The 21,658-nt window shown below is 70.9% G+C and carries 19 protein-coding genes; 3 read left to right on the plus strand and 16 right to left on the minus strand.

What is annotated here, in order from left to right; translation table 11 throughout:
• Positions 1-20: 20 nt before the first annotated feature.
• The 11 genes from ABZ795_RS13585 to ABZ795_RS13635 form a co-directional block, all read right to left on the minus strand.
• Positions 21-665 carry a C39 family peptidase gene (locus tag ABZ795_RS13585; protein ID WP_357530515.1) on the minus strand — a complete coding sequence of 215 codons (645 nt, stop codon included), beginning with the start codon at positions 663-665 and terminating at the stop codon, positions 21-23.
• A gap of 368 nt (positions 666-1,033) precedes the next feature.
• Positions 1,034-3,574: an ATP-dependent Clp protease ATP-binding subunit gene (locus tag ABZ795_RS13590; RefSeq protein ID WP_327027387.1), complete on the minus strand. Its 2,541-nt coding sequence runs from the start codon at positions 3,572-3,574 to the stop codon at positions 1,034-1,036.
• A 497-nt stretch (positions 3,575-4,071) separates the two neighbouring features.
• On the minus strand, positions 4,072-4,422 hold the full coding sequence (locus ABZ795_RS13595; protein WP_327023783.1) for an Lsr2 family protein: 351 nt from the start codon (positions 4,420-4,422) through the stop codon (positions 4,072-4,074).
• A 114-nt stretch (positions 4,423-4,536) separates the two neighbouring features.
• On the minus strand, positions 4,537-6,045 hold the full coding sequence (lysS, locus tag ABZ795_RS13600) for a lysine--tRNA ligase (protein WP_357530516.1): 1,509 nt from the start codon (positions 6,043-6,045) through the stop codon (positions 4,537-4,539).
• Positions 6,046-6,298: 253 nt separating this feature from the next.
• Positions 6,299-7,057: a type III pantothenate kinase gene (locus ABZ795_RS13605; RefSeq protein ID WP_357530517.1), complete on the minus strand. Its 759-nt coding sequence runs from the start codon at positions 7,055-7,057 to the stop codon at positions 6,299-6,301.
• Positions 7,058-7,090: 33 nt separating this feature from the next.
• Positions 7,091-7,987 (minus strand): carboxylating nicotinate-nucleotide diphosphorylase, encoded by an 897-nt coding sequence (gene nadC / locus ABZ795_RS13610; protein ID WP_357530608.1) that lies wholly within the window; start codon positions 7,985-7,987, stop codon positions 7,091-7,093.
• Positions 7,988-8,013: 26 nt separating this feature from the next.
• Positions 8,014-9,708 carry an L-aspartate oxidase gene (locus ABZ795_RS13615; protein ID WP_357530518.1) on the minus strand — a complete coding sequence of 565 codons (1,695 nt, stop codon included), beginning with the start codon at positions 9,706-9,708 and terminating at the stop codon, positions 8,014-8,016.
• 61 nt (positions 9,709-9,769) lie between these two features.
• Positions 9,770-10,666 (minus strand): septum formation family protein, encoded by an 897-nt coding sequence (locus ABZ795_RS13620; protein ID WP_357530519.1) that lies wholly within the window; start codon positions 10,664-10,666, stop codon positions 9,770-9,772.
• A 138-nt stretch (positions 10,667-10,804) separates the two neighbouring features.
• Positions 10,805-11,242: an aspartate 1-decarboxylase gene (gene panD / locus ABZ795_RS13625; RefSeq protein WP_357530520.1), complete on the minus strand. Its 438-nt coding sequence runs from the start codon at positions 11,240-11,242 to the stop codon at positions 10,805-10,807.
• 25 nt (positions 11,243-11,267) lie between these two features.
• Positions 11,268-12,116, minus strand: coding sequence for a pantoate--beta-alanine ligase (gene panC / locus ABZ795_RS13630; RefSeq protein ID WP_357530521.1), 849 nt, complete (start codon positions 12,114-12,116; stop codon positions 11,268-11,270).
• Between the two features lie 26 nt (positions 12,117-12,142).
• Positions 12,143-13,096, minus strand: coding sequence for a Rossmann-like and DUF2520 domain-containing protein (locus tag ABZ795_RS13635; RefSeq protein WP_357530522.1), 954 nt, complete (start codon positions 13,094-13,096; stop codon positions 12,143-12,145).
• A gap of 134 nt (positions 13,097-13,230) precedes the next feature.
• On the opposite strand from ABZ795_RS13635, the gene ABZ795_RS13640 reads away from it, so the two are divergent.
• Together ABZ795_RS13640 and ABZ795_RS13645 are read left to right on the plus strand one after the other, a co-directional pair.
• On the plus strand, positions 13,231-14,478 hold the full coding sequence (locus ABZ795_RS13640) for an SAM-dependent methyltransferase (RefSeq protein ID WP_357530523.1): 1,248 nt from the start codon (positions 13,231-13,233) through the stop codon (positions 14,476-14,478).
• A gap of 18 nt (positions 14,479-14,496) precedes the next feature.
• A complete protein-coding gene (locus ABZ795_RS13645; RefSeq protein ID WP_327023774.1) occupies positions 14,497-15,678 on the plus strand; it encodes an NADH-quinone oxidoreductase subunit D in 1,182 nt (393 codons plus the stop codon).
• Between the two features lie 45 nt (positions 15,679-15,723).
• Here ABZ795_RS13645 and ABZ795_RS13650 read toward each other — a convergent pair whose 3' ends face one another.
• The 4 genes from ABZ795_RS13650 to ABZ795_RS13665 all read right to left on the minus strand — a co-directional run bounded on the left by ABZ795_RS13650 (position 15,724) and on the right by ABZ795_RS13665 (position 20,025).
• On the minus strand, positions 15,724-17,223 hold the full coding sequence (locus ABZ795_RS13650) for a hypothetical protein (protein WP_357530524.1): 1,500 nt from the start codon (positions 17,221-17,223) through the stop codon (positions 15,724-15,726).
• 148 nt (positions 17,224-17,371) lie between these two features.
• Complete coding sequence (locus ABZ795_RS13655) at positions 17,372-18,355, minus strand: glycine betaine ABC transporter substrate-binding protein (protein ID WP_357530525.1); 984 nt, start codon at positions 18,353-18,355, stop codon at positions 17,372-17,374.
• A 223-nt stretch (positions 18,356-18,578) separates the two neighbouring features.
• Positions 18,579-19,301: an ABC transporter permease gene (locus ABZ795_RS13660; RefSeq protein WP_357530526.1), complete on the minus strand. Its 723-nt coding sequence runs from the start codon at positions 19,299-19,301 to the stop codon at positions 18,579-18,581.
• A 37-nt stretch (positions 19,302-19,338) separates the two neighbouring features.
• On the minus strand, positions 19,339-20,025 hold the full coding sequence (locus tag ABZ795_RS13665) for an ABC transporter permease (RefSeq protein WP_327023770.1): 687 nt from the start codon (positions 20,023-20,025) through the stop codon (positions 19,339-19,341).
• A 2-nt stretch (positions 20,026-20,027) separates the two neighbouring features.
• Here ABZ795_RS13665 and ABZ795_RS13670 point away from each other — a divergent pair, with 2 nt between their 5' ends.
• Entirely contained in the window at positions 20,028-21,026 is a 999-nt protein-coding gene (locus tag ABZ795_RS13670; protein ID WP_357530527.1) for an ABC transporter ATP-binding protein, read from the plus strand.
• A 79-nt stretch (positions 21,027-21,105) separates the two neighbouring features.
• Here the strand turns inward: ABZ795_RS13670 and ABZ795_RS13675 are convergent, their stop codons facing one another.
• Entirely contained in the window at positions 21,106-21,597 is a 492-nt protein-coding gene (locus ABZ795_RS13675) for a hypothetical protein (RefSeq protein WP_327023768.1), read from the minus strand.
• Positions 21,598-21,658 lie beyond the last annotated feature (61 nt).

Below are 21,658 nucleotides of genomic sequence, written 5' to 3' on the forward strand. Positions count from 1 at the left end.
CTGTGCTGCTTGCTGGTGGATCAGGCGGAGTAGCCGCGGGTGGCCACCCAGTCGGCCAGCGCCTCGGTGTCGATCCAGTACTCGGCCTGCACGGGGTCGGCGGAGTCAGCGATCTTCGCCTGGGCGCCGCCGTCCCGGTAGCCGGTCACCGAGATGTAGTGGCCGCCCTCGAAGGAGTGGGTCTGACCGCTGAGGTCGACCGCGGTGCCGGCCACGTTGGCCACCACGCCGCGGCCCTCGTCGACCGCGCGGACGATGTCGGCCCGCAGCCGGTCGGTCTCAGCCCGGTCGGCGGAACGACCCGGGACCTCCACCGTGCGGTAGACCTCCTTGCCGACCCGCTTGTTGAGCGCCTTGGTGATGTCGTACGCGGAGTCGGTGCCCCGCTCGGTGGTGCCCATCTCCCGGGCCAGGTCGTCCTGGGAAACGTCCTTGTCCAGCGTCGTCAGGGCGTTGCGCACCGCGGCCGGGCCGCAGTAGTAGTAGTTCGACTGGGCCTGATAGCGCACCTTGAGCTGCCGCTCGCCCTTGGCCTGATCGTGGTCGGCGATCAGTGGGCTGGAGGTCTGGGGGGCGGCGAGGGCTGCGGTCGGACCGGCGACCATGCCACCGGCGAAGACGGCACCGGCGACGGTCAGGGCGGCCTTCTGCATCAGAGTCGTCATGGGTCAGCGCCTTCCATCTCGGGGGATCGACACGACACCCGGCAAGGGGAGGGTGCGAACCGCGTCGGGGGGAAGTAGCAGCCCACCTCGGCCTTCTTCGGCAAGGCGAGCGCTGGCGAGCAGCAGCATGTTCGTGGAGTGCCGCTCCGGTTACCCCTCGTACAACCGCTCCTGGCGCTCGGTCATGCCCTCACACAGCGTGACGGCAGCCACCCGGCGGTCGATCCGGGCTGCCAGCCTCCATCACATCGCCCATAGATGCACAAACCACCTGATAATCCCGGCGGCAGCGGCCCGACCCGGGGTACGCAAAGCGGCGGCCCGGTGGCATCTGCCACCGGGCCGCCGCTGATGTGAGCTGGTAGAACTCAGGCCGCCGACTCGTCCGCACCGGTGGTAGCGGTGCCACCGAGATCAGCCGGGACGGCGTCCGGCACGTCGACCGGGCGATCGGAGCCCTTGAAGACGAGCTTGGACTTGTCGATGTCGTTCGGGTCCCCCTCGCAGTCCACCACGACGATCTGACCCGGGATCAGCTCGTTGAACAGGATCCGCTCGGAGAGGTTGTCCTCGATGTCGCGCTGGATCGTGCGGCGCAGCGGCCGGGCGCCCAGCACCGGGTCGAAGCCCTTGGCAGCCAGGTACTTCTTGGCGTTGTCAGTCAGCTCAAGGCCCATGTCCTTGTTCCGCAGCTGGGTCTCGATCCGGGCGATCATGATGTCGACGATCGACAGGATCTCCGTCTGACGCAGCTGGTGGAAGACGATGGTGTCGTCGATCCGGTTCAGGAACTCGGGCCGGAAGTGCTGCTTGAGCTCGTCGTTGACCTTCTGCTTCATCCGGTCGTAGTTCGACTCGGAGTCCTCCGAGGCCTGGAAGCCCAGCGAGACCGCCTTGGCCACGTCCCGGGTGCCCAGGTTGGTGGTCAGGATGATGACCGTGTTCTTGAAGTCCACGATCCGGCCCTGACCATCGGTGAGCCGACCGTCCTCCAGGATCTGGAGCAGGGTGTTGAACACGTCCGGGTGGGCCTTCTCGATCTCGTCGAACAGCACCACCGAGAACGGCCGACGCCGCACCTTCTCGGTCAGCTGCCCACCCTCGTCGTAGCCGACGTACCCGGGAGGGGCACCGACGAGCCGGGAGACCGTGTACCGGTCGTGGAACTCCGACATGTCCAGCTGGATGAGGGCGTCCTCGCTGCCGAACAGGAACTCGGCCAGGGCCTTGGACAGCTCGGTCTTACCCACACCGGACGGACCGGCGAAGATGAACGAGCCCGAGGGGCGCTTGGGGTCCTTCAGGCCGGCCCGGGTACGCCGGATGGCCTTCGAGACCGCCTTGACCGCGTCCTCCTGGCCGATGACGCGCTTGTGCAGCTCGTCCTCCATGCGCAGCAGGCGGGAGGTCTCCTCCTCGGTCAGCTTGTAGACCGGGATGCCCGTCCAGTTGCCCAGCACCTCGGCGATCTGCTCGTCGTCGACCTCGCTGACGACGTCCAGGTCACCGGCCTTCCACTCCTTCTCCCGCTGCGCCTTCTGACCCAGCAGCTGCTTCTCCTTGTCGCGCAGCTGGGCGGCGCGCTCGAAGTCCTGCGCGTCGATCGCGGACTCCTTGTCGCGACGCACCTGGGCGATGCGCTCGTCGAAGTCACGCAGGTCCGGCGGCGCGGTCATCCGGCGGATCCGCATCCGGGCACCGGCCTCGTCGATGAGGTCGATCGCCTTGTCCGGCAGGAACCGGTCGGAGATGTATCTATCGGCCAGAGTTGCGGCAGCCACGAGCGCAGCGTCGGTGATCGAGACGCGGTGGTGCGCCTCGTAGCGGTCGCGCAGGCCCTTGAGGATCTCGATGGTGTGCGCCAGCGAGGGCTCACCCACCTGGATCGGCTGGAACCGGCGCTCCAGAGCCGCGTCCTTCTCCAGGTGCTTGCGGTACTCGTCGAGGGTGGTCGCGCCGATGGTCTGCAGCTCACCCCGGGCCAGCATCGGCTTCAGGATGCTCGCCGCGTCGATCGCGCCCTCGGCGGCACCCGCACCCACCAGGGTGTGGATCTCGTCGATGAACAGGATGATGTCACCGCGGGTGCGGATCTCCTTGAGCACCTTCTTCAGGCGCTCCTCGAAGTCACCGCGGTAGCGGGAGCCGGCCACCAGGGCACCCAGGTCGAGGGTGTAGAGCTGCTTGTCCTTGAGGGTCTCGGGCACCTCGCCCTTGATGATCTTCTGGGACAGTCCCTCGACCACGGCGGTCTTACCGACGCCGGGCTCACCGATCAGGACCGGGTTGTTCTTGGTACGGCGGGAGAGCACCTGCATGACCCGCTCGATTTCCTTCTCGCGCCCGATCACCGGGTCGAGCTTGCCCTCCCGGGCCGCCTGGGTCAGGTTCCGGCCGAACTGGTCCAGCACCAGGCTGGTCGACGGCGCGGCCTCACCCGGGGCGGTGCCCGCCGCGGCCGGCTCCTTGCCCTGGTAGCCGGAGAGCAGCTGGATCACCTGCTGGCGGACCCGGTTGAGGTCGGCGCCGAGCTTGACCAGCACCTGGGCGGCGACGCCCTCGCCCTCACGGATCAGGCCGAGCAGGATGTGCTCCGTGCCGATGTAGTTGTGGCCGAGCTGCAGCGCCTCGCGCAGGGACAGCTCCAGCACCTTCTTGGCCCGCGGCGTGAACGGGATGTGCCCGCTCGGCGCCTGCTGGCCCTGGCCGATGATCTCCTCCACCTGCTGGCGGACGCCCTCCAGGGAGATCCCGAGGCTCTCCAGGGCCTTGGCCGCGACGCCCTCACCCTCGTGGATCAGGCCCAACAGGATGTGTTCCGTACCGATGTAGTTGTGGTTGAGCATCCGGGCCTCTTCTTGGGCCAGGACGACAACCCGTCGCGCTCGGTCGGTGAACCGCTCGAACATGCCCTCGTGCTCCTCACGTGCCGTGCGCACTCGATCTTGGTGGTCAAGACTCTCGGCGGGGCCGGTGCGCGAGCGCCCGGGACGGACGTCCGCGCCTCATTACTCTATCGCCGCGAACGGGTTCGGCTGACCTCGTGTGTCTGCGCGGTGGGCCCGGTACGCGTCGTTTTGCACAACCCTCCGCGCTCAACGGGTGTTCCGGGCGGGGGGTCTGTACGCGCAGAGCGAAATTCGACCGGCGGCCACAAGCCGTCCGGAGCGCGCACGGAGGGGCTCCGGAGACCGAACGGCAGCCCGTCCGACACCATCGAGGGGTGACGCCATCCACAGGCTGTGGACAAGACATCCACCGGTTGTGGACAACGTCCGACCCCTCGGGTTTAGTCCCGAACCCGCCGAGGGGCCGGCCCGCGCCGGGCGACCGGGCCGAGAGACGGCGACGCCGGCCCAGAGATTCCTCCGGGCCGGCGTCGACCGATGACCTTCGCAGGTTCGTCTCAGTGCCCCGCCTTGGCGTGGTACTCGTCGACGATCTCCTGGGGGATCCGACCCCGGTCGGAGATGTCCTTGCCGGCTTTACGCGCCCAGGCCCGGATGGCCTTGTTCTGCTCACGGTCGGCTGTCGCACCACCCCGACCGCGGGCGGCACGCCCACCCACGACCACACCGCCACGACCCACCTTGGTGCCGTTGGCGATGTACTGCGCGAATGCGTCACGCAATTTCTCGGCGTTGGAACTCGAGAGGTCGATCTCATACTGCACGCCGTCGAGCGCGAACTTGACGGTCTCGTCCGCGTCCCCGCCGTCCAGGTCATCGACCAGCTTGTGAATGATCTGCTTGGCCACGTCCCACATTCCTTTCGAGCAGGGCTGGTACTGCCATCTGCAGGGCAACAATAACCTGCCAGATGCTTGCCCCGTCAATAGGATCCGGTAACGACCCGAGAAGCTTCCCAGCGACTACTCGGGGCGAACCAACGGGAACAGGATGGTTTCCCGAATTCCCAGCCCGGTCAGCGCCATCAGGAGTCGATCGATTCCCATTCCCATGCCACCGGCCGGCGGCATTCCGTACTCCATCGCCCGGAGAAAGTCCTCGTCGAGTCGCATCGCCTCGTCGTCGCCGCGCGCGGCCAGTTGCGCCTGGGCGATCAGCCGTTCCCGCTGCACCACCGGGTCGACCAACTCCGAGTACGCGGTGGCCAACTCGAAGCCGAACACGTACAGGTCCCACTTCTCCGCCAAACCCGGCTCACTGCGATGGCCCCGGGTCAGCGGGCTGGTCTCCTCCGGATAGTCGCGTACGAAAGTAGGCGCCTGAAGCCCCGGTACGACCAACTCCTCGAACAACTCCTCGGCCAACTTGCCCGGCCCCCACTTGGGGTCGACGCTGACCCCCACCTTGTCGGCGTACTCGACCAGACGGTCGCGCTCGGTGCGGACGGTGACCTCTTCGCCGAGGGCCTCGGAAAGCACACCGAAGAGGCTCACCGAACGCCACTCACCGCCCAGGTCGTACTCCTGACCGTCGGCGTGCGTCACCACGGTCGATCCGGTCGCCGCGATCGCCGCCTGCTGGACGAGATTGCGGGTCAACTCGGCCATCGTGTTGTAGTCGCCGTACGCCTCGTACGCCTCCAGCATCGCGAACTCCGGTGAGTGCGAAGAGTCGATGCCCTCATTACGGAAGTTACGGTTGATCTCGAACACCCGCTCGACACCACCCACCACGGCGCGCTTGAGAAACAGTTCCGGCGCGATTCGTAGATACAGGTCGGTGTCGAGGGCATTGCTGTGGGTCACGAAAGGCCGGGCGGTCGCGCCACCGTGCAGCAACTGGAGCATCGGGGTCTCGACCTCGATGAATCCCTTACCGTGCAGCGAATCGCGCAGACTGCGCACCGCAGTCGCCCGGGTACGCACCATCTGGCGGGCCTGCGGCCGGACGATCAGGTCGACGTACCGCTGCCGTACCCGGGCCTCCTCGCTGAGGGGCTTGTGCGCCACCGGCAGCGGGCGCAGCGCCTTGGCGGTGACCGCCCACTGCTCGGCGAGCACGGACAGCTCCCCCCGCCGACTGGTGATCACCTCGCCGGTGATGCCGACCAGGTCCCCGAGGTCGATCAGGCGCTTCCAGTCCTCCAGCCGCTCGGCGCCGACCCGGTCCAGGGAGAGCATGGCCTGCAACTCGGTGCCGTCCCCGTCCCGCAGGGTGGCGAAGCAGAGCTTGCCGGTGTTCCGTACGAAGATCACCCGGCCGGTGACCGAGACCTGGTCGCCGGTGGCGGTGTCCGTGGGCAGGTCGGCGTAGCGCTCCCGCACCTCGGCGAGGCTGCTGGTGCGCGAGAAGCTGACCGGGTACGGCTCGACGCCGTCGGCGAGCATCCGCTCCCGCTTCTCCCGGCGGACCTTCATCTGCTCGGGAAGGTCGTCGGCGGGGTCGACTGGCACGGGGCTCTGCTGGGTCACGGCACGCTTCCTCAGAAGGAGAATTCGGGCGGGGTCAAGCCCAGAGCGTACTCAAGCCCCCCACCCCCCATCACCGGATAGCCCACCCCCTAATGACCCACCCCACCAAGACGGTGCAGCCCGGACACCCCCTCAAGCCCGCAAGGAACGGCTGAGCCGGCGCACCGACGGGTTTCCGGGCAGCCCGACCGGCGCAGGGATCAAGCCTGACCGCCCGGAGCCGGTCGGGCTGCCCGGAAACCCCAAAGAGCAATCAGACGTTCCGCTCATAAACCATGCGCAACCCCATCAGAGTGATCATCGGCTCATGATGCGTGATCGTCCGGCACTCATTGAGCACCAGCGGCGCCAACCCACCCGTAGCGATCACCGCCTTCAACTCGCCCATCTCCTCGGCCATCCGCTCGACGATCCGATCCACCTGACCGGCGAACCCGAAGTAGAGCCCGGCCTGGAGACACTCCACGGTGTTCTTGCCGATCACCGAACGCGGCTTGGTCGCCTCGACCTTGCGGAGCTGGGCGGCGCGGGCCGCCAGGGCGTCGAAGGAGATCTCGATGCCGGGGGCGAAGGCCCCGCCGAGGAACTCGCCCCGACCGCTGATCACGTCGAAGTTGGTGGTGGTACCGAAGTCGACCACGATCGAGGGCCCCCCGTAGAGGCTGTACGCGGCCAGGGTGTTGACCACCCGGTCGGTACCGACCTCCTTGGGGTTGTCGATGGCCAGTTGCACGCCGGTGCGTACCCCCGGCTCCACGATCACGCTAGGCAGTGCCCCGTAGTAGCGGGTCAGCATGGTCCGCAGCGAGCGCAGGGCGGCCGGCACGGTCGAGCAGGCCGCCACCCCGGTGATCTCGACGGCGTCCCCGGCCAGCAGTCCCCGGAACATCAGCCCCAGCTCGTCGGCGGTCGAGCGGGCGTCGGTCTTGATCCGCCAGGAGTGCACCAGTTGGTCGCCGTCGAAGGTCGCCAGCACGGTGTTGGTGTTCCCGATGTCGATGCAGAGCAGCACGCCCCGCAGCCTAGACGGCCGGCCCGGCCGGGCTCACTCCGTACGCAGGTCCAGGGCGATGTCCAGGATCGGCGAGGAGTGGGTCAGGGCACCTACGGAGAGATAGTCCACTCCGGTCGCCCCGACCTCGGCGGCGTCGGCGAGGGTCAGCCCGCCGGTGGCCTCCAGCTCGGCCCGGTCCCCGACGGCCGCCACCACCTCGGTGAGCAGAGCGGGGGGCATGTTGTCCAGCAGCAGGAAGGTGGCGCCGGCCTCGACCGCCTCCACCGCCTCGGCGAGGGTGTCCACCTCCACCTGCACCGGCACCTCAGGGAAGGCCGCACGGACCCGCCGGTAGGCCGCGGTGATCCCGCCCGCGGCGTACTTGTGGTTGTCCTTGATCATGGCGACGTCGTACAGGCCCATCCGCTTGTTGGTGCCACCGCCGGCGCGGACCGCGTACTTCTCCAGGGCACGCAGGCCCGGGGTGGTCTTGCGGGTGTCCAGGACCATCGCCTTGCTGCCGGCCAGGGCGTCCGCCCAGGCCCGGGTGTGGGTGGCCACCCCGGACATCCGGCTCAGCAGGTTGAGGGCGGTGCGTTCGCCGGTGAGCAGCACCCGGGTGGGGCCGGTCACCGTGGCCAGCACATCGCCGCGGGCCACCCGATCACCGTCGCGGGCCACCACGGACACCGCGACGGTACGACCGGAGCCGGTCAGTTCGTCGGCGAGTTCGAACACGGCGGCGGCCACGGCCAGCCCGGCCACCACCCCGTCGGCCCGTGCCACCACGTCGGCGGTGTCCATCTGGGTAGCCGGGATGGTCGCCACGCTGGTCACGTCGAGCAGATCCGGACCCAGATCCTCGACCAGCGCGGTCTCGATGATCCGGCGTACCTGCTCCGGCTCCAGTCCGGCCGCCCGCAGCAGCCCTTCCGTCCGGACACTCAGGCCGGCCACCGCGGCACCGCCGTCACTCATCGGGTCTCCTCCCACCGCATGGTCAACTGGTTCTCCGTACCGATCGCGCCGACCAGGTGGCCGTGCCACCGCTCGTCCGCCTCCGGGTGGTCCTCCCGCCAGTGGCAGCCCCGGGTCTCCTGCCGGGCGTACGCGGCAGCCACCAGGGCGCTCGCCACCGTCAGCAGGTTGGTCGCCTCCCAGTCGGCGGTCCGGGGGGTACCCCGACCGGCACTCAGCTCGACCAGTTCGGCCGCGGTGGCGGCCAGGGTCGCCGACGAGCGGAGCACTCCCGCACCCCGGGTCATCGCCCGTTGCAGGGCGGGTGTGGTGGCGGCCGGCACCACCCAGCCCGCTCCCCCGCGCCAGGCCCCGGTGTCCGCCGGGCGGGCCTGCTCAGGCAGACCGGCCGCGATGTGGTCGGCGATCCGCCGGGAGAAGACCAAACCCTCCAGCAGGGAGTTGCTGGCCAGCCGGTTGGCGCCGTGCACGCCGGTGCAGGCGACCTCGCCGCAGGCGTACAGGCCGGGGATGGAGGTACGGCCGTGCAGGTCGGTGCGGACCCCGCCGGAGGCGTAGTGGGCGGCCGGTGCCACCGGGATCAGGTCCTCGGCCGGGTCCACCCCGATGGTCCGGCAGGAGGCGACGATGGTGGGGAACCGGCGGGCCAGGAACTCGCCGCCGAGGTGGCGGGCGTCCAGGTAGACGTGGTCGTCACCGGTGGCCAGCAACACCCGGTGGATGCCCTTGGCCACCACGTCCCGAGGGGCCAGTTCCGCCAGTTCGTGCTGGCCGAGCATGAACCGCTTGCCGTCGGCGTCCACCAGATGCGCGCCCTCGCCGCGCAGCGCCTCGGAGACCAGGGGCTGCTGGGCGTGACCGGCGTCCGGGGTACGGGCCTGCTCCGGCACGATCAGGGCGGTCGGGTGGAACTGCACGAACTCCACATCGGTCACGGCCGCACCGGCCCGCATGGCCAGGGCCACCCCGTCGCCGGTGGAGACCGGGGGATTGGTGGTCGCCGCGAAGACCTGCCCCAGACCGCCGGTGGCCAGCACCACGGCCCGGCCAAGGATGGCACCCACACCGTCCTCACTGCCCTCACCGAGCACGTGCAGGGTGATGCCGCACGCCCTGCCCAGCCCGTCCGGGCCGGCACCGGGGGCCCGGAGCAGGTCCAGCACCAGGGCGTGTTCGACCAGGCGGATCCACGGGTCCCGGCGGACCGCCTCGTGCAGGGCCCGTTGGACCTCCGCGCCGGTCGCGTCGCCACCGGCGTGCACGATCCGGTCGGCCCGGTGCCCGCCCTCCCGGGTCAGCGCCAACGAACCGTCCAGGTTGCGGTCGAAGGCGGCCCCGATCCGCATGAGTTCCCGCAGCCGGGTCGGCCCCTCCTCGACCAGCACCCGGACCGCAGCCGGATCGCACAGCCCCACCCCGGCGATCTCGGTGTCGGCGGCGTGCATCGCCGGGGTGTCCGCCGGGTCGAGGACGGCCGCGATGCCCCCCTGGGCCCAGCGGGTCGAACCCTCGTCGATGTTGACCTTGGTGACCACGGTGACGTGCAGGCCGGCCTCCCGCAGGTGCAGGGCGGCGGTCAGCCCGGCCACCCCGGAGCCGACCACGATCACGTCGGTGGTCTCCACCCAACCCGGCGCCGGAGCGGACAGCAGGCGGGGCAGCGCCGGCAAGCCGACGGTCGGTAACTGCATCCCCCCAGTCAACCCGAAGGTCACTCGGCTCGGGCGGCGGGGGCGGGACGAGTGGTTCCCGCTACTTCGTCCTAACCGGGAGTCCGGCCGGGCCGGCCCCCTTGAGTGAACCGGTCACCTTCCGGTCGCCGAGCCAGAGGTAGCAACGCACTCCCCGGTCCCCCACCTGCCACCGCCCGGCGCCGGGCGGACGGACCACCAGGTCACTGCGGTAGATCAGGTCACCGTCGTCCGGCACCCCGGCGTAGCGGGCGAGCACCGTACGGCACCCGGCGTAGAAGGGGGCCCACTGCGCGCTGTTCTTCGGGTACGGGCGATCAGGTGCCTGCCACACTCCGGCGAACTCGGCGTCGTGGCGCTCGGCGCAGTCCACCGGCACCAGAGAGCGCACCACCCGGGAGCGGTCCGTGCGGGCCTGCTGGCAGCCCAGCCACAGCGGCGAGGGGGGCCGCAGCGCGTTGCGCAGGGAGCCGCTGCGGGTCACCACCTTGGCGCCCGCCTCGGCCGTGGTCACCTCCATCAGGTCGCAGCGGTACCACCGCGACCCCGCGGCCCAGCCCGCCCCGGTGGGGACCGCCACCGCCAGCCGCAGTCGACCGGCCCGCCAGTTGTCCCCCACGTAGGCGTTGGCCCGTTTGTCGCAGTCCGCGAAGGCGGTACGCAGTTCGGGTGAGGCCACCGGGGGTGGTTCCTTGCGCTCGGCCGGGAAGGTCCCGACGTGCACGGTCTCCACCCGGTGCGGGGTGGCACAGTCCACCGGGGCGTACGCCGCCAACGACACCGCGTCGGCGAAGTCCGCCTCGTGGCAGACCTCGGCGGCCGGGGTGAAGGCACCGGGCGCGGCCAAAGCCGCCCAGTCGTCGGTCAGGTCACCGTCCAGCCCGTGGGGCGCACCGCAGCCCACCAGCAGCACCGCGACGGCCAGGGCCGCGGTCAGGGTTCTCGTCGCACGCTGCATGACGCCGCCTCCCCCAGCCAGCGGCCGTCTCCTGACGGCGGTCACAGCGTAACCAGAAATGACCTTCCGGTGACAGAGCGGATTCCGGGCGCAGGGTGGGGCGGGTGTTAACAGGGGGCCCTTCTACCTCGTGAGGCGTTAAGAAGGGGCCCTTCCTTTCACCGACAGGGGGTTGGGGATGGGGGTGCCGGCGGTGCCGGGGGCCGCGGTCGAGGGGTCGGCGTCCAGGTCCACGATCTTGTTGTCGGCGTCGACATGCACCACCCGGGGGCGGTAGGTGCGGGCCTCCGTGTCGTCCATCTGACCGTACGAGATCAGGATGACCAGGTCCCCCGGGTGCACCAGGTGGGCCGCGGCGCCGTTGATGCCGATCACCCCACTGCCCCGCCGCCCCGGGATCACGTAGGTCTCCAGCCGGGCGCCGTTGGTGATGTCCACGATCGCCACCTGCTCCCCGGGGAGCAGGTCGGCGGCGTCGAGCAGATCCTCGTCGACGGTCACCGACCCGACGTAGTGCAGATCCGCCTGGGTCACCGTGGCCCGGTGGATCTTGGATTTGAGCATGGTGCGGTACATCGGGACGCCTTTCGCGCAGGTCTGGTCAGGACGCCGGGTGCAGCAGGACGGGCGCGTTGTCGATCAGCCGGGTCTGACCCACCCAGGCGGCGACGAGCAGCCGGGCCGGCCCCTGGACCGGTCCCGGTTCCAGCTCGGGGTCGGTGAGGACCAGGTAGTCGAGTCGGGCCCCGGGTTCCCCCGCACCGAAGGCGGCGTGCGCGGCCGACAGCACCGCCCCGGCGTCGTGGCCTGCCTCGGCGGCCTCCGCCCCGGCCCGCAGGGCCCGGGACAGGCTGAGCGCCACCTGCCGCTCGGTGTCGGAGAGGTAGCGGTTGCGGCTGGACAGGGCCAACCCGTCGGACTCCCGGACGGTGGGTACGCCGACCACCTCGACCGGCACCTCCAGGTCCCGACACATCCGCCGGACCAGGGTCAGCTGCTGGTAGTCCTTCTCGCCGAAGAAGGTCAGGTCGGGCCGGGTGAGTTGGAGCAGCTTCAGCACCACGGTGAGCACCCCGTGGAAGAAGCCGGGCCGGCTCAGCCCCTCCAGGTCCTCGCCCAGGGGGCCCGGGTCCAGCCGTACCTGGGGTGCCCCCTCGGGATACATGTCCGACACCGCCGGGGCGAAGACCAGGTCGGCACCGGCCCGCCGGCACACCTCGAGGTCAGCCTCCAGGGTCCGGGGGTAGCGGTCGAAGTCCTCGTTCGGGCCGAACTGGAGGGGGTTCACGAAGACCGTGACGATCACGTGATCGGCCCGTTCCCGGGCGGCCCGCAGCAGGGCCTCGTGGCCCTCGTGCAGGGCACCCATGGTCATCACCACCCCCACCCTTCCGGTGAGGGCGGACCGGGCCTCGGCCAACTCGGCACGGGTGTGCACGAGCCTCGTCACGCGATCCATGTCGTTCACCAATCCGCTCACGCCGCCACCCGGCTCTGCTCCCGGTCCAGCACCCCGAGCAGCGGCTCCGCCTCCGCCGGCCGCAGTCGGCCGGCGGCCACCGCCCGGTCGGCGGTACGCCGGGCCAACGCCAGGTAGGCCTCCACCGACTCGGGCGCGATGGTCGCCAACTGCGTCAGATGCCGGGCCACCGTACCGGCGTCACCCCGGGCCACCGGCCCGGTCAAGGCGTCGTCACCCAGCCGCAGCGCGTTCTCCAGGGCGGCCCGCAGCAGCGGGGCCAGCACCTTCTCCGGCTGGGTCACCCCGGCGTCACGCAGCCGGTCGGCCGCCTCGTTGACCAGGGTCACCAGGTGGTTGGCGCCGTGCGCCAGGGCCGCGTGGTAGAGCGGCCGGTCGGACTCCCCGATCCACTCCGGCACCCCGCCGAGATCGGCCACCAGCCGAGCGGCCAACGGGCGCAGGTCGGTCGGCGCGGTCACCCCGTACGAGATGCCAGGCAGCCGGCTGAGGTCGTCCGGGGTACCCGTGAAGGTCATCGCCGGGTGCAGGGCCAGCGGACGGGCACCCGCCGCGGCGGCCGGGGCCAGCACCCCCAGACCATGGGCCCCGGAGGTGTGCGCGACCACCTGACCGGGCCGCAGGGCCCCCTGCGCGGCCAGGTCGGCCACCACCCCGGCCAGGGCGTCATCCGGTACGGCGATCAGCAGCAGGTCGGTGGCCGCCCGGGCTACCTCGCAGGCCCGGCGGCGGGAGACCGTCGGCAGCAGCAGCGCCACCCGGGCCTGAGAGGCCCCGGAACTGCCGGTCGTGGCTACCACCCGGTGACCTGCGGCGGTAAGCGCGGCACCCAGGGTGGCTCCGACCCGCCCGGCGCCGATCACGCCGACGGTGAGAGCGGCATGATTGGCAGACGGCACGGTCGCGGACCGCCGACGGGCGGCCGGATACGTGCGCAAGGGTGCGCTCATGTCACGATCCAGTCCTCGAGATGGGTACCGGTCGAGGCAAGTATGTGTCGCTGACACGGATCCGAAACAAGGATGTGTGAAATCGTTCACCGCCGTTGGATCGGCGCGGTGGAAGCGCCGAGAGCGAGGACCGAATGGCAATGCGTTGGCATCAGGCGATGCAGCGGGCACTGTACGGGCCGGACGGCTTCTTCGTCTCCGGCGCGGGGCCGGCGGCGCACTTCCGTACCAGCGTGCACGCCTCTCCGGTCTTCGCTGATGCGTTGCTCCGGTTGATCCGTCATCTCGACGGGGTGCTCGGTCATCCTGCTGTCTTCGATGTGGTCGACGTGGGGGCGGGGCGGGGGGAGTTGGTTCGGGCGCTGTCCGTGGGGGTTTCCGGGGAGCCCACCGGCCGGGTGTCGTTGGTTGAGCGGGTGCGGTTCACCGCTGTCGAAGTCGCTCCGCGGCCCGATGACCTGCCCGAACAGATCCGCTGGACCGACCGGATTCCCGCTGGCATCACGGGTCTGCTCCTGGCCACCGAGTGGCTCGACAACGTCCCGCTGGACCTCGCCGTGCACACCGGAACCGGCTGGCACTACCTGCTCGTCGACCCCACCTCCGGCGAGGAGACGATCGGCACCCCACTCAGCCGAGCAGACCTCGACTGGCTCTCCACCTGGTGGCCCGCCACTCTCGCGGCGACCACCCAGCCAGCCCCGACCGGCCCGGAGCCGGCGAACCCTGCGACGGTCCCCTTCTCCCCACCCACGACCGCACACGACGCTGACAGCTCGACCGAGTCGGGTTTCCGGGCAGCCCGACCGGCGCAGGGATCAAGCCTGACCGCCCGGAGCCGGTCGGGCTGCCCGGAAACCCAAACGGACCGCACCCCCACGGACCGCGCACCAGTGGAGATCGGCAGGACCAGGGACGAAGCCTGGGCGGACGCGGTCGGCCACGTCGAACGAGGCCTGGCGTTGGCGGTGGACTACGGCCATCTGCGGGCGACCAGACCGGTGGACGGAACCTTGACCGGGTACCGGGCCGGGCGGCAGGTGCCACCGGTGCCGGACGGGTCGTGTGACGTCACCGCGCATGTGGCCATGGACTCGGTCGCCTCCGCCGGTGAGCGGGTCGCCCGGTGTGCGTACGCCCTGGGGTCGCAGCGGGACGGGCTGCGGGCGCTCGGGGCCGACGGGGGGCGACCGCCGCTGAGCCTGGCCGCCCACGACCCGGCCGGGTACGTGCGGGCGCTGGCAGCGGCCTCGGCGGCGGCCGAACTGACCGACCCGGCCGGACTCGGCGGGCACTGGTGGCTGTGGCAGCCGGTCGGCCTGCCCACCGACCGGCTGCTGCCCGGGGTGTTCGGGCCGATCGACACCGCTGCGCCGTCCTGACCGGCCGGTCATGGCACGATGGCGGGCATGACCACGGGCGACCTGCGCGAGCTGACCGTCGGCACCGGAGCTGGGCTGGTGGCGGGCACCGGCGGGGAGCAGCTCGGCACGGACATGGTGCTCAACATCGGACCCCAGCACCCTTCCACCCACGGGGTGCTGCGGCTGAAGCTGGTCCTGGACGGCGAACGGGTGATCTCCGCCGAGCCGATCGTCGGGTACATGCACCGGGGCGCGGAGAAGCTGTTCGAGGTACGCGACTATCGGCAGATCATCGTGCTGGCCAACCGGCACGACTGGCTCTCGGCGTTCGCCAACGAGCTGGGCGTGGTGCTGGCCGTGGAACGGCTGATGGGCATGGAGGTGCCGGAGCGGGCGACCTGGCTGCGGATGGCCCTGGCCGAGTTGAACCGGGTGCTCAACCACCTGATGTTCCTCGGCTCGTACCCCCTGGAGATCGGCGCGATCACCCCGATGTTCTACGCCTTCCGAGAGCGGGAGACCATCCAGGCGGTGATGGAGGAGGTCTCCGGCGGGCGGATCCACTACATGTTCAACCGGGTCGGTGGGCTGAAGGAGGAGGTGCCCTCCGGATGGACCGGCCGGGCCCGGGCCGCCATCGGTGAGGTACGCCGCCGGATGCCCGACCTGGACAACCTGATCCGACGCAACGAGATCTTCCTGGCCCGTACGGTCGGCATCGGGGTGCTCTCCGCGGCCGAGGCCGCCGCCTTCGGCGCCTCCGGCCCGGTCGCCCGCGCCTCCGGGCTGGACCTGGACCTGCGCCGCGACGAGCCCTACCTGGCCTACGACCAGTTGGAGGTGCCGGTGGTCACCCGCACCACCGGTGACTGCCACGCCCGGTTCGAGGTGCTGCTGGACCAGGTGTACGCCTCACTGGACCTGGCCGAACAGTGCCTGGACCGGGTCGACCGGCTGACCGGGCCGATCAACACCCGGCTGCCGAAGGTGCTGAAGGCCCCCGAGGGGCACACCTACGCCTGGACGGAGAATCCGCTCGGCATCAACGGCTACTACCTGGTGTCCCGGGGGGAGAAGACCCCCTGGCGGTTGAAGCTGCGCACCGCCTCGTACGCCAATGTGCAGGCCCTGGCCACCCTGCTGCCCGGCTGTCTGGTGCCGGACCTGATCGCCATCCTCGGCTCGATGTTCTTCGTGGTCGGCGACATCGACAAGTGATCCGCCAGGGCTCTCCGGGGCGGCGGACCGACTTTTCGCGCCTGGTCAGTGCCAGCGGTTGCCCGGGTCCTGGACCGGCGGACCGTAGCCGGTGTCCTCGGCCCGGTGCCGACGGCCGTACGGCTCCGGCTGATGTCCCCGGGGCGGCTCGGGCTGGTACCCCCGCACCGGTTCGGCCTGAGGGCCCCGACCAGCCTCGGGGTGGTGCCCGCGTTGTCGCGGTGCGCGCCACTCCTCCGGGACCGGCACCCCGCCGGGCGGCAGGGCCGGTCGGCGATCCTCGGCCGGTCCGTCCCGCCATCCCTCGTCGCCGTCGGCCGCTCGACGCGGCTCGCCGTGGCGGACGCTGGCCCAGCGGTCCGCCACCCGGTACTCCGTGCCGGTATGGTCGGCGTTCACCTCTGCGTGACGTTCACCGGCCCGGTACTCACGTCCCCGCTCGTCGTCGCGGACGGCCGCCCAACGGTCCCCGGCCCGCAACTGGGCCCAGTACTCCCCGGTGTCGTCCGCGCGGGGCGGCCGGTCCGGTGCCACCTCGGCAGCGGCCCCCCACTGCGGTCCGCTCTCGCCCCGACCGCGCTCCTCGCGGGAGGCCGCCCAGTCGCCTTCGTCCCGGTAGCCATGGCGTTCCTCGCGGAGCCCCGGCCCGCCGTCCCGGTACGCCGGGCGGTCCTCGCCGTGCCCGGGGCGGTCCTCGCGGTATGCCGGACGCTGCTCGCGGTACGCCGGTCGGTCCTCGCGGTGGGTGACCGGATCGCCCGGTGCCGACCGGTCGTCGCCGGGCCAGGGCGGGACGTAGCCGCCGAAGCGGGATGCCGGGTCACCCATCGCCCCGTCCACGATGGTGTGTCGAGTGGTGACATGCACGGTCTCGGTGTGCCGGACCACGCCCTGGCCTGCCGGTTGGGCCGAGCCGTACACCCCGCCGGGGCTGCCCGGCCGCTTCCCTGGGCCACCGGGCGCGGGCCGTTCCCCGTAGGGAGCCGACGCGGCCCGGTCGGCGTAGGGGGCCGGTGCCGGCCGTGCCCCGTAGGGCGCCGATGTCGGCCGGTCCTCCGGAGCGGGCGGGGCGGGGTGCTCCACGGCGGGGGGTGGTGCCTCTGGTTCCATCGCCACCCGGGCCCGGCCTGCGCCGACCGGTTCCCCGTCGGCGAGTGGGGCGCTTCCGGTCGAGGGAGCCGGTGCTGCGGCCGTCGTATGGCGCAACCCGGCCAGCGCCTGCTGGACCCGCTCGACCTCGTTCAACGCCTGATTGCTCCGCTGGGCGGCGGCCACGATCTCGCTGCGCAGTTCCCGCTGCACCTGCTCGATTTCCGCGCGCAGTTCCTCGGCGTGCTGTTCGCCACCACTGTCGGCGCGCAGGGTGATGGACAGCCCGATCAGCACCACGGCCATGATGGCCAGCAGCGCGGCGAACCGCAGTGGACCGTTGCCGTCGGCGACCAGCAGGATCAGCGCCGCTACCGGGGCCAGCGCCACCCCACCCCAGAAGAGGGCGGTCAACAGTTGCTTGCTGCGCGGATCGGTGGGCACCGTTGCGGGCATGGGTCCGCAGCCTACCGAGAGTTGGGTTACCAGGAAACCGGGGGCAACGGCGACAGTTGATGCCGAAGTTCGACCTTGATCGCTGACCGGCCCGGAGCAGCGAGGCCGCCCGCCGCCCCGGCCGGTTCAGCCGGGGCGGCGGCTCGGCTCAGCTGGTGGCGTAGGCCGCATCGGTGGAGAAGACCAGACCGACACTGATGGTGCCGTTGCGCAGACCGGTCTTGGTCAATGGTCCGCCCTGGTCCAGAGAGGAGAACGAGCCGACCGAGAGACCGTAGGTCTGCTCCAGGCCGGGCTTGCAGAAGGGGCGCTCCTGGCACTCCGGCGGCCCGCCCAGCACGGTGGCCGTACCGGAGCACTTGTCGGCCAACTCCGACAGGGTCCGTACGCCGTACTTGTCGGCGAACTCCTTGGTCACCGCGAAGGCGTTCTGGTTCTGCGCCGGTGCCGGCTGGCCGAAGCTGATCCCCACCTGCTCGCCGAGGGTACGCAGGGCGGTGACGGTCTTCTCGACATCCGGCGAGGAGACCGGCTCGCTGCCACCACCGGTCTTGCCCTTGAGGAACTCGGCCATGGTCGCCGCGTACTCCGGGACGACCTGGATCTCACCCTTTTCCAGCGCCGGCTCGTACAGTTCCCGGTTGCCGATCTGCTGGACGGTCACCTGGTAACCGGCCGCGGTCAACTGGATCTTGTAGAGCTCGGCGATGATCTCGCTCTCGGTGAAGTTGCCCGCCCCCACGGTGACCTTGCCGCCCGGTCCCTTCTCGACACCCTCGGCCAGCCCGTTGGCGGTGCTGAACTCCTGCGCGGCCGCCTGGGCGCTCTTGCGGTCGACATCGACCGCCTTGTTGAGCTGCACCAGCTCAGGGGTGTCGAGCACCGTGGAGACCTTGTCCAGGGCGGCGACGAGTTGGGGGGTGGCCGCCTTGGTGTTGATCGCCGGGATGATGTTGTCGGCGTTCTGGAGGGCCTTGTCGTCCGTCAGCGCGATCAGCTGCTCGCCGGCTACCGGGGCGCACCCCTCGCCCGAGGCCGCCTCGGGTGGGGCCTCGGTGCCGGACGAGCCGGCCTCGCCGCAGCCCGCCAACACACCGGCCGCAGCCAGGGCGCCGACGACGGCGATGGACAATCTTCTCCCTGCGCGCATGAACCCGCCTTCCGTGTCCCGGCGCGGCCCCCTCGGGCCGGCCGCGTGTCCGACGGGCGATCCGCCCTTCGGCCGCCCGCAGATCCACCCAACATCCTGCCGCGCGCTACCGACAACTTCTGACCGCCTTCGTCACCGGACCGTCACCAACCGCCCCGCCCTGGTCGAAGGGGGGCCGGTGTAGCGCCGCTCAGGGCGCAGGAGGTCAGGACCCGGTCACCGCGTTCGCAGCGCGACCGGCCGCACGCCGTCGGGCGCGGCGCAGCGGAGCTGGGGTGACCAGCCGCTCGACCAGCCCGAACAGCAGCTCCACGCTGACCGCCAGCCCGGCGACCAGCAGGCCACCGGCGAGAATCTGGCCGCCGCCCACCGCGATGCTCAGCCCGAACCCCAGTCGGATGATCTCGCCCAGTCCTCCACCGTTGACGAAGGTCGCCAGGGCCGCCGTGGCCACCACCTGGACCGCGGCGGTCCGGAAGCCGGCTGCCAGGTAGGGGACCGCCAGCGGCAACTCCACCTGGCGCAGCACCTGCCCGCCGGTCATCCCCATCCCCCGGGCCGCCTCCCGGGTCTGCGGATCGACCTGCCGGACCCCGGTGTACGCGTTGGCCAGCAGGGGCGGCACCGCGAACACCGCCAGGGCGACGATCACGGCCGGTTTACCGAAGCCCAGGAAGGTCAACGGGAGAATGGTCAGCAGGGCCAGCGTGGGCACCGCCAGGGTGACATTGGAGATGAGCACGACCAGCCCGCCACCCCGTCCGGCGTGCCCCAGCCACAGCCCGAGCGGCCAGGCCACCAGGCAGCCCAGCAGGACCGCGGCGGCCGAGATGGTGACGTGCTCGCCGAGCCGGTCCAGGACGCCGCCCGGGTTCGTCCAGTTCAGCGGGTCGTTGAGCCAGACCACCGCCTGCTGTACGGGGTTCATTCCCACCTCCGGTCGCCCCCGCCGCCGCAGCGGGCCCTCATCCGAGCCGCCCCCGCGTCCAGGGGGTGAGCAGCCGGCCGACACCGACGAGGATCAGGTCGAGCACCAGTGCCAGCAGTACGCACAGCAGGGTCCCGGTCATGATCTGCGCCTTGTAGAAGTTGTTGTTGAACCCGGCGAAGATGATCTGCCCCAGCCCACCCCGCCCGATCACCACCCCCACGGTGATCAGCGCGACCGTGGAGACCGTGGCCAACCGCAGGCCGGTCAGGATGCCGGGCAGGGCCAGCGGCAGTTCGACCCGCAGCAGTCGGCCCCAACGGCCGTACCCCATGCCCTCGGCGGCCTCCCGCACCTCCGCCGGCACCTGATCGAGCCCGGCCAGGGTGTTCCGGACGATCACCAGCAGCGCGTACAGCACCACCACGCTGAGCACGGTAGCCACCCCGATGCCCAGATAGGGCGCGACGAAGGCGAACAGGGCCAAGGACGGGAGGGTGTAGAGCACCCCGGTGAGTGCGACAATCGGCCCGGTGAGCGACCGGAACCAGTACGCCACCACGGCCAGCGGGACGGCGATCAACGTGGCGATCAGCACCGCTCGCAGGGTGAGGGTGGTGTGGTCCCGCAGGGCGGCCAGCACCGTGTCAGAGTTGTCCCGCACGTACTGCCAGGAGAACCACGGATTGCCCGGGTCGGCCCGGTAGCTCAGGCGGAAGGACATACGTGGACGGTACCCCGGCCGCCGACGACGGCCAGCGCGCGGCGTCGATCACCCTGGAGGGCATCGGCAAACGATATCCGGACGGCACCGAGGCGGTCCGCGACCTCAGCCTGCACGTCGAGGCCGGTGAACTGGTGGTGCTGATCGGCCCCTCGGGGTGCGGCAAGTCGACCGTGCTCCGGATGATCAACCGGCTGATCGAGCCGACCAGCGGACGGATCCTGCTGGGCGACTCCGACGTCACCCGGGCCGATCCGGTGCGGTTGCGTAGACGGATCGGGTACGTCATCCAGAACGTCGGGCTGTTTCCCCACCAGACGGTGGCGGCGAACGTGGCCACCGTGCCCCGGCTGCTCGGCTGGGCCTCCGACCGCGCCCGAAGCCGGGTCGAGGAGTTGCTGGAGCTGGTAGGACTGGACCCGGGGCAGTTCGGGCGGCGCTATCCGCACGAACTCTCCGGCGGTCAGCGCCAACGGGTGGGGGTGGCCCGGGCGTTGGCCGCCGACCCGGTGGTCCTGCTGATGGACGAGCCGTTCTCCGCTGTCGACCCGATCGTGCGCACCCGGCTTCAGGAGGAGTTCCTGCGGCTGCAGGCCACCGTACGCAAGACCATCATCCTGGTGACCCACGACCTGGACGAGGCCGTCCGACTCGGCGACCGGATCGCGGTGCTCTCCCAGGGGGGCCGACTGGAGCAGTACGACACCCCGGGAACCCTGCTCGGCGCCCCCGCCACCGGGTTCGTCCGCGAGTTCGTCGGCGCCGATCGGGGAGTCCGCCGGCTGGTGGTCACCCCGGTCACCCGGGAGGTGCTCGCGCCGCTGCCCGGCGAGGATGTGGCCGCGCTGCCGACGGTGGCCCTGGGCGGCTCGGCGTACGACGCCCTGGCCGCGTTGCTCACCTCGGCCGGTGCGCCCGCCGTGGTGGTCACCGAACAGGGTCGGCCGGTCGGACTCCTGCGCCGGGAACAGGTCCTGGCGCTGTCGGATCCGACCGGCTGACTCGACCGGCTGACTCGAGCGGCTGACCTGCTGGCACCGCGCCGGCCAGGGATCAAGGATCACCGGGCCGGCCACGGCGTCAACGACGTCCCCGCCAGCCACCGAGCGTGGCGATGCCGATGATCCAGCCGGTGAACAGCCCGTACTCCGCCCCGTCGCCTGCGGCCTGCAAGGCACCGAGCAGCGAGGGGTTGCTCCGGATCAACGCGGTGAGCAGGGCCGCCAGGGCGGCGGCGAAGACGTACGCCGCCCAGCCGGCGAAGAACTGGCTGAGGGTGCCCCGGGCCCGGGCCAACTGGGACCCCGGCAGCAGGTAGAGGAAGACGAAGGTCAGGACGACCAGGAGGATCGCCTTGAGGTCCGCCGCGATGATCTCCTGAATGGAGTCGGACGAGTCGAACCGCCAGGCGGGCCAGGCGAGCAGTCTCAAGAACCACCCGCCGGCGCTGTCGGGATCGGTGTTGTCTGCGGCCCAGTCGGCGTACCAGGGGCTGCCGAAGACCAGGACGAGCAGGAGGGCGGCGAGAGTGCCGGCCCCGGGTGCGGACTTGTATCGATTGGTGAGAGCCATGGCCCGCTAGTTCCCAGCGGATCGACGGCAGCAAACGCCAGGGCGCGGTTTATGGCGGTAT

Source organism: Micromonospora sp. NPDC047134 (genome assembly GCF_040643455.1).
Taxonomy (GTDB): domain Bacteria; phylum Actinomycetota; class Actinomycetes; order Mycobacteriales; family Micromonosporaceae; genus Micromonospora.

What these genes read in the sequence shown, in the direction of transcription:
- ABZ795_RS13585 (WP_357530515.1), bottom strand. Translation starts at nt 665, where the DNA reads ATGACGACTCTGATGCAGAAGGCCGCCCTGACCGTCGCCGGTGCCGTC.
- ABZ795_RS13590 (WP_327027387.1), bottom strand. Translation starts at nt 3,574, where the DNA reads ATGTTCGAGCGGTTCACCGACCGAGCGCGACGGGTTGTCGTCCTGGCC.
- ABZ795_RS13615 (WP_357530518.1), bottom strand. Translation starts at nt 9,708, where the DNA reads ATGCAGTTACCGACCGTCGGCTTGCCGGCGCTGCCCCGCCTGCTGTCC.
- ABZ795_RS13620 (WP_357530519.1), bottom strand. Translation starts at nt 10,666, where the DNA reads ATGCAGCGTGCGACGAGAACCCTGACCGCGGCCCTGGCCGTCGCGGTG.
- panD (WP_357530520.1), bottom strand. Translation starts at nt 11,242, where the DNA reads ATGTACCGCACCATGCTCAAATCCAAGATCCACCGGGCCACGGTGACC.
- ABZ795_RS13635 (WP_357530522.1), bottom strand. Translation starts at nt 13,096, where the DNA reads ATGAGCGCACCCTTGCGCACGTATCCGGCCGCCCGTCGGCGGTCCGCG.
- ABZ795_RS13640 (WP_357530523.1), top strand. Translation starts at nt 13,231, where the DNA reads ATGGCAATGCGTTGGCATCAGGCGATGCAGCGGGCACTGTACGGGCCG.
- ABZ795_RS13645 (WP_327023774.1), top strand. Translation starts at nt 14,497, where the DNA reads ATGGCGGGCATGACCACGGGCGACCTGCGCGAGCTGACCGTCGGCACC.
- ABZ795_RS13650 (WP_357530524.1), bottom strand. Translation starts at nt 17,223, where the DNA reads ATGCCCGCAACGGTGCCCACCGATCCGCGCAGCAAGCAACTGTTGACC.
- ABZ795_RS13660 (WP_357530526.1), bottom strand. Translation starts at nt 19,301, where the DNA reads ATGAACCCCGTACAGCAGGCGGTGGTCTGGCTCAACGACCCGCTGAAC.
- ABZ795_RS13665 (WP_327023770.1), bottom strand. Translation starts at nt 20,025, where the DNA reads ATGTCCTTCCGCCTGAGCTACCGGGCCGACCCGGGCAATCCGTGGTTC.
- ABZ795_RS13675 (WP_327023768.1), bottom strand. Translation starts at nt 21,597, where the DNA reads ATGGCTCTCACCAATCGATACAAGTCCGCACCCGGGGCCGGCACTCTC.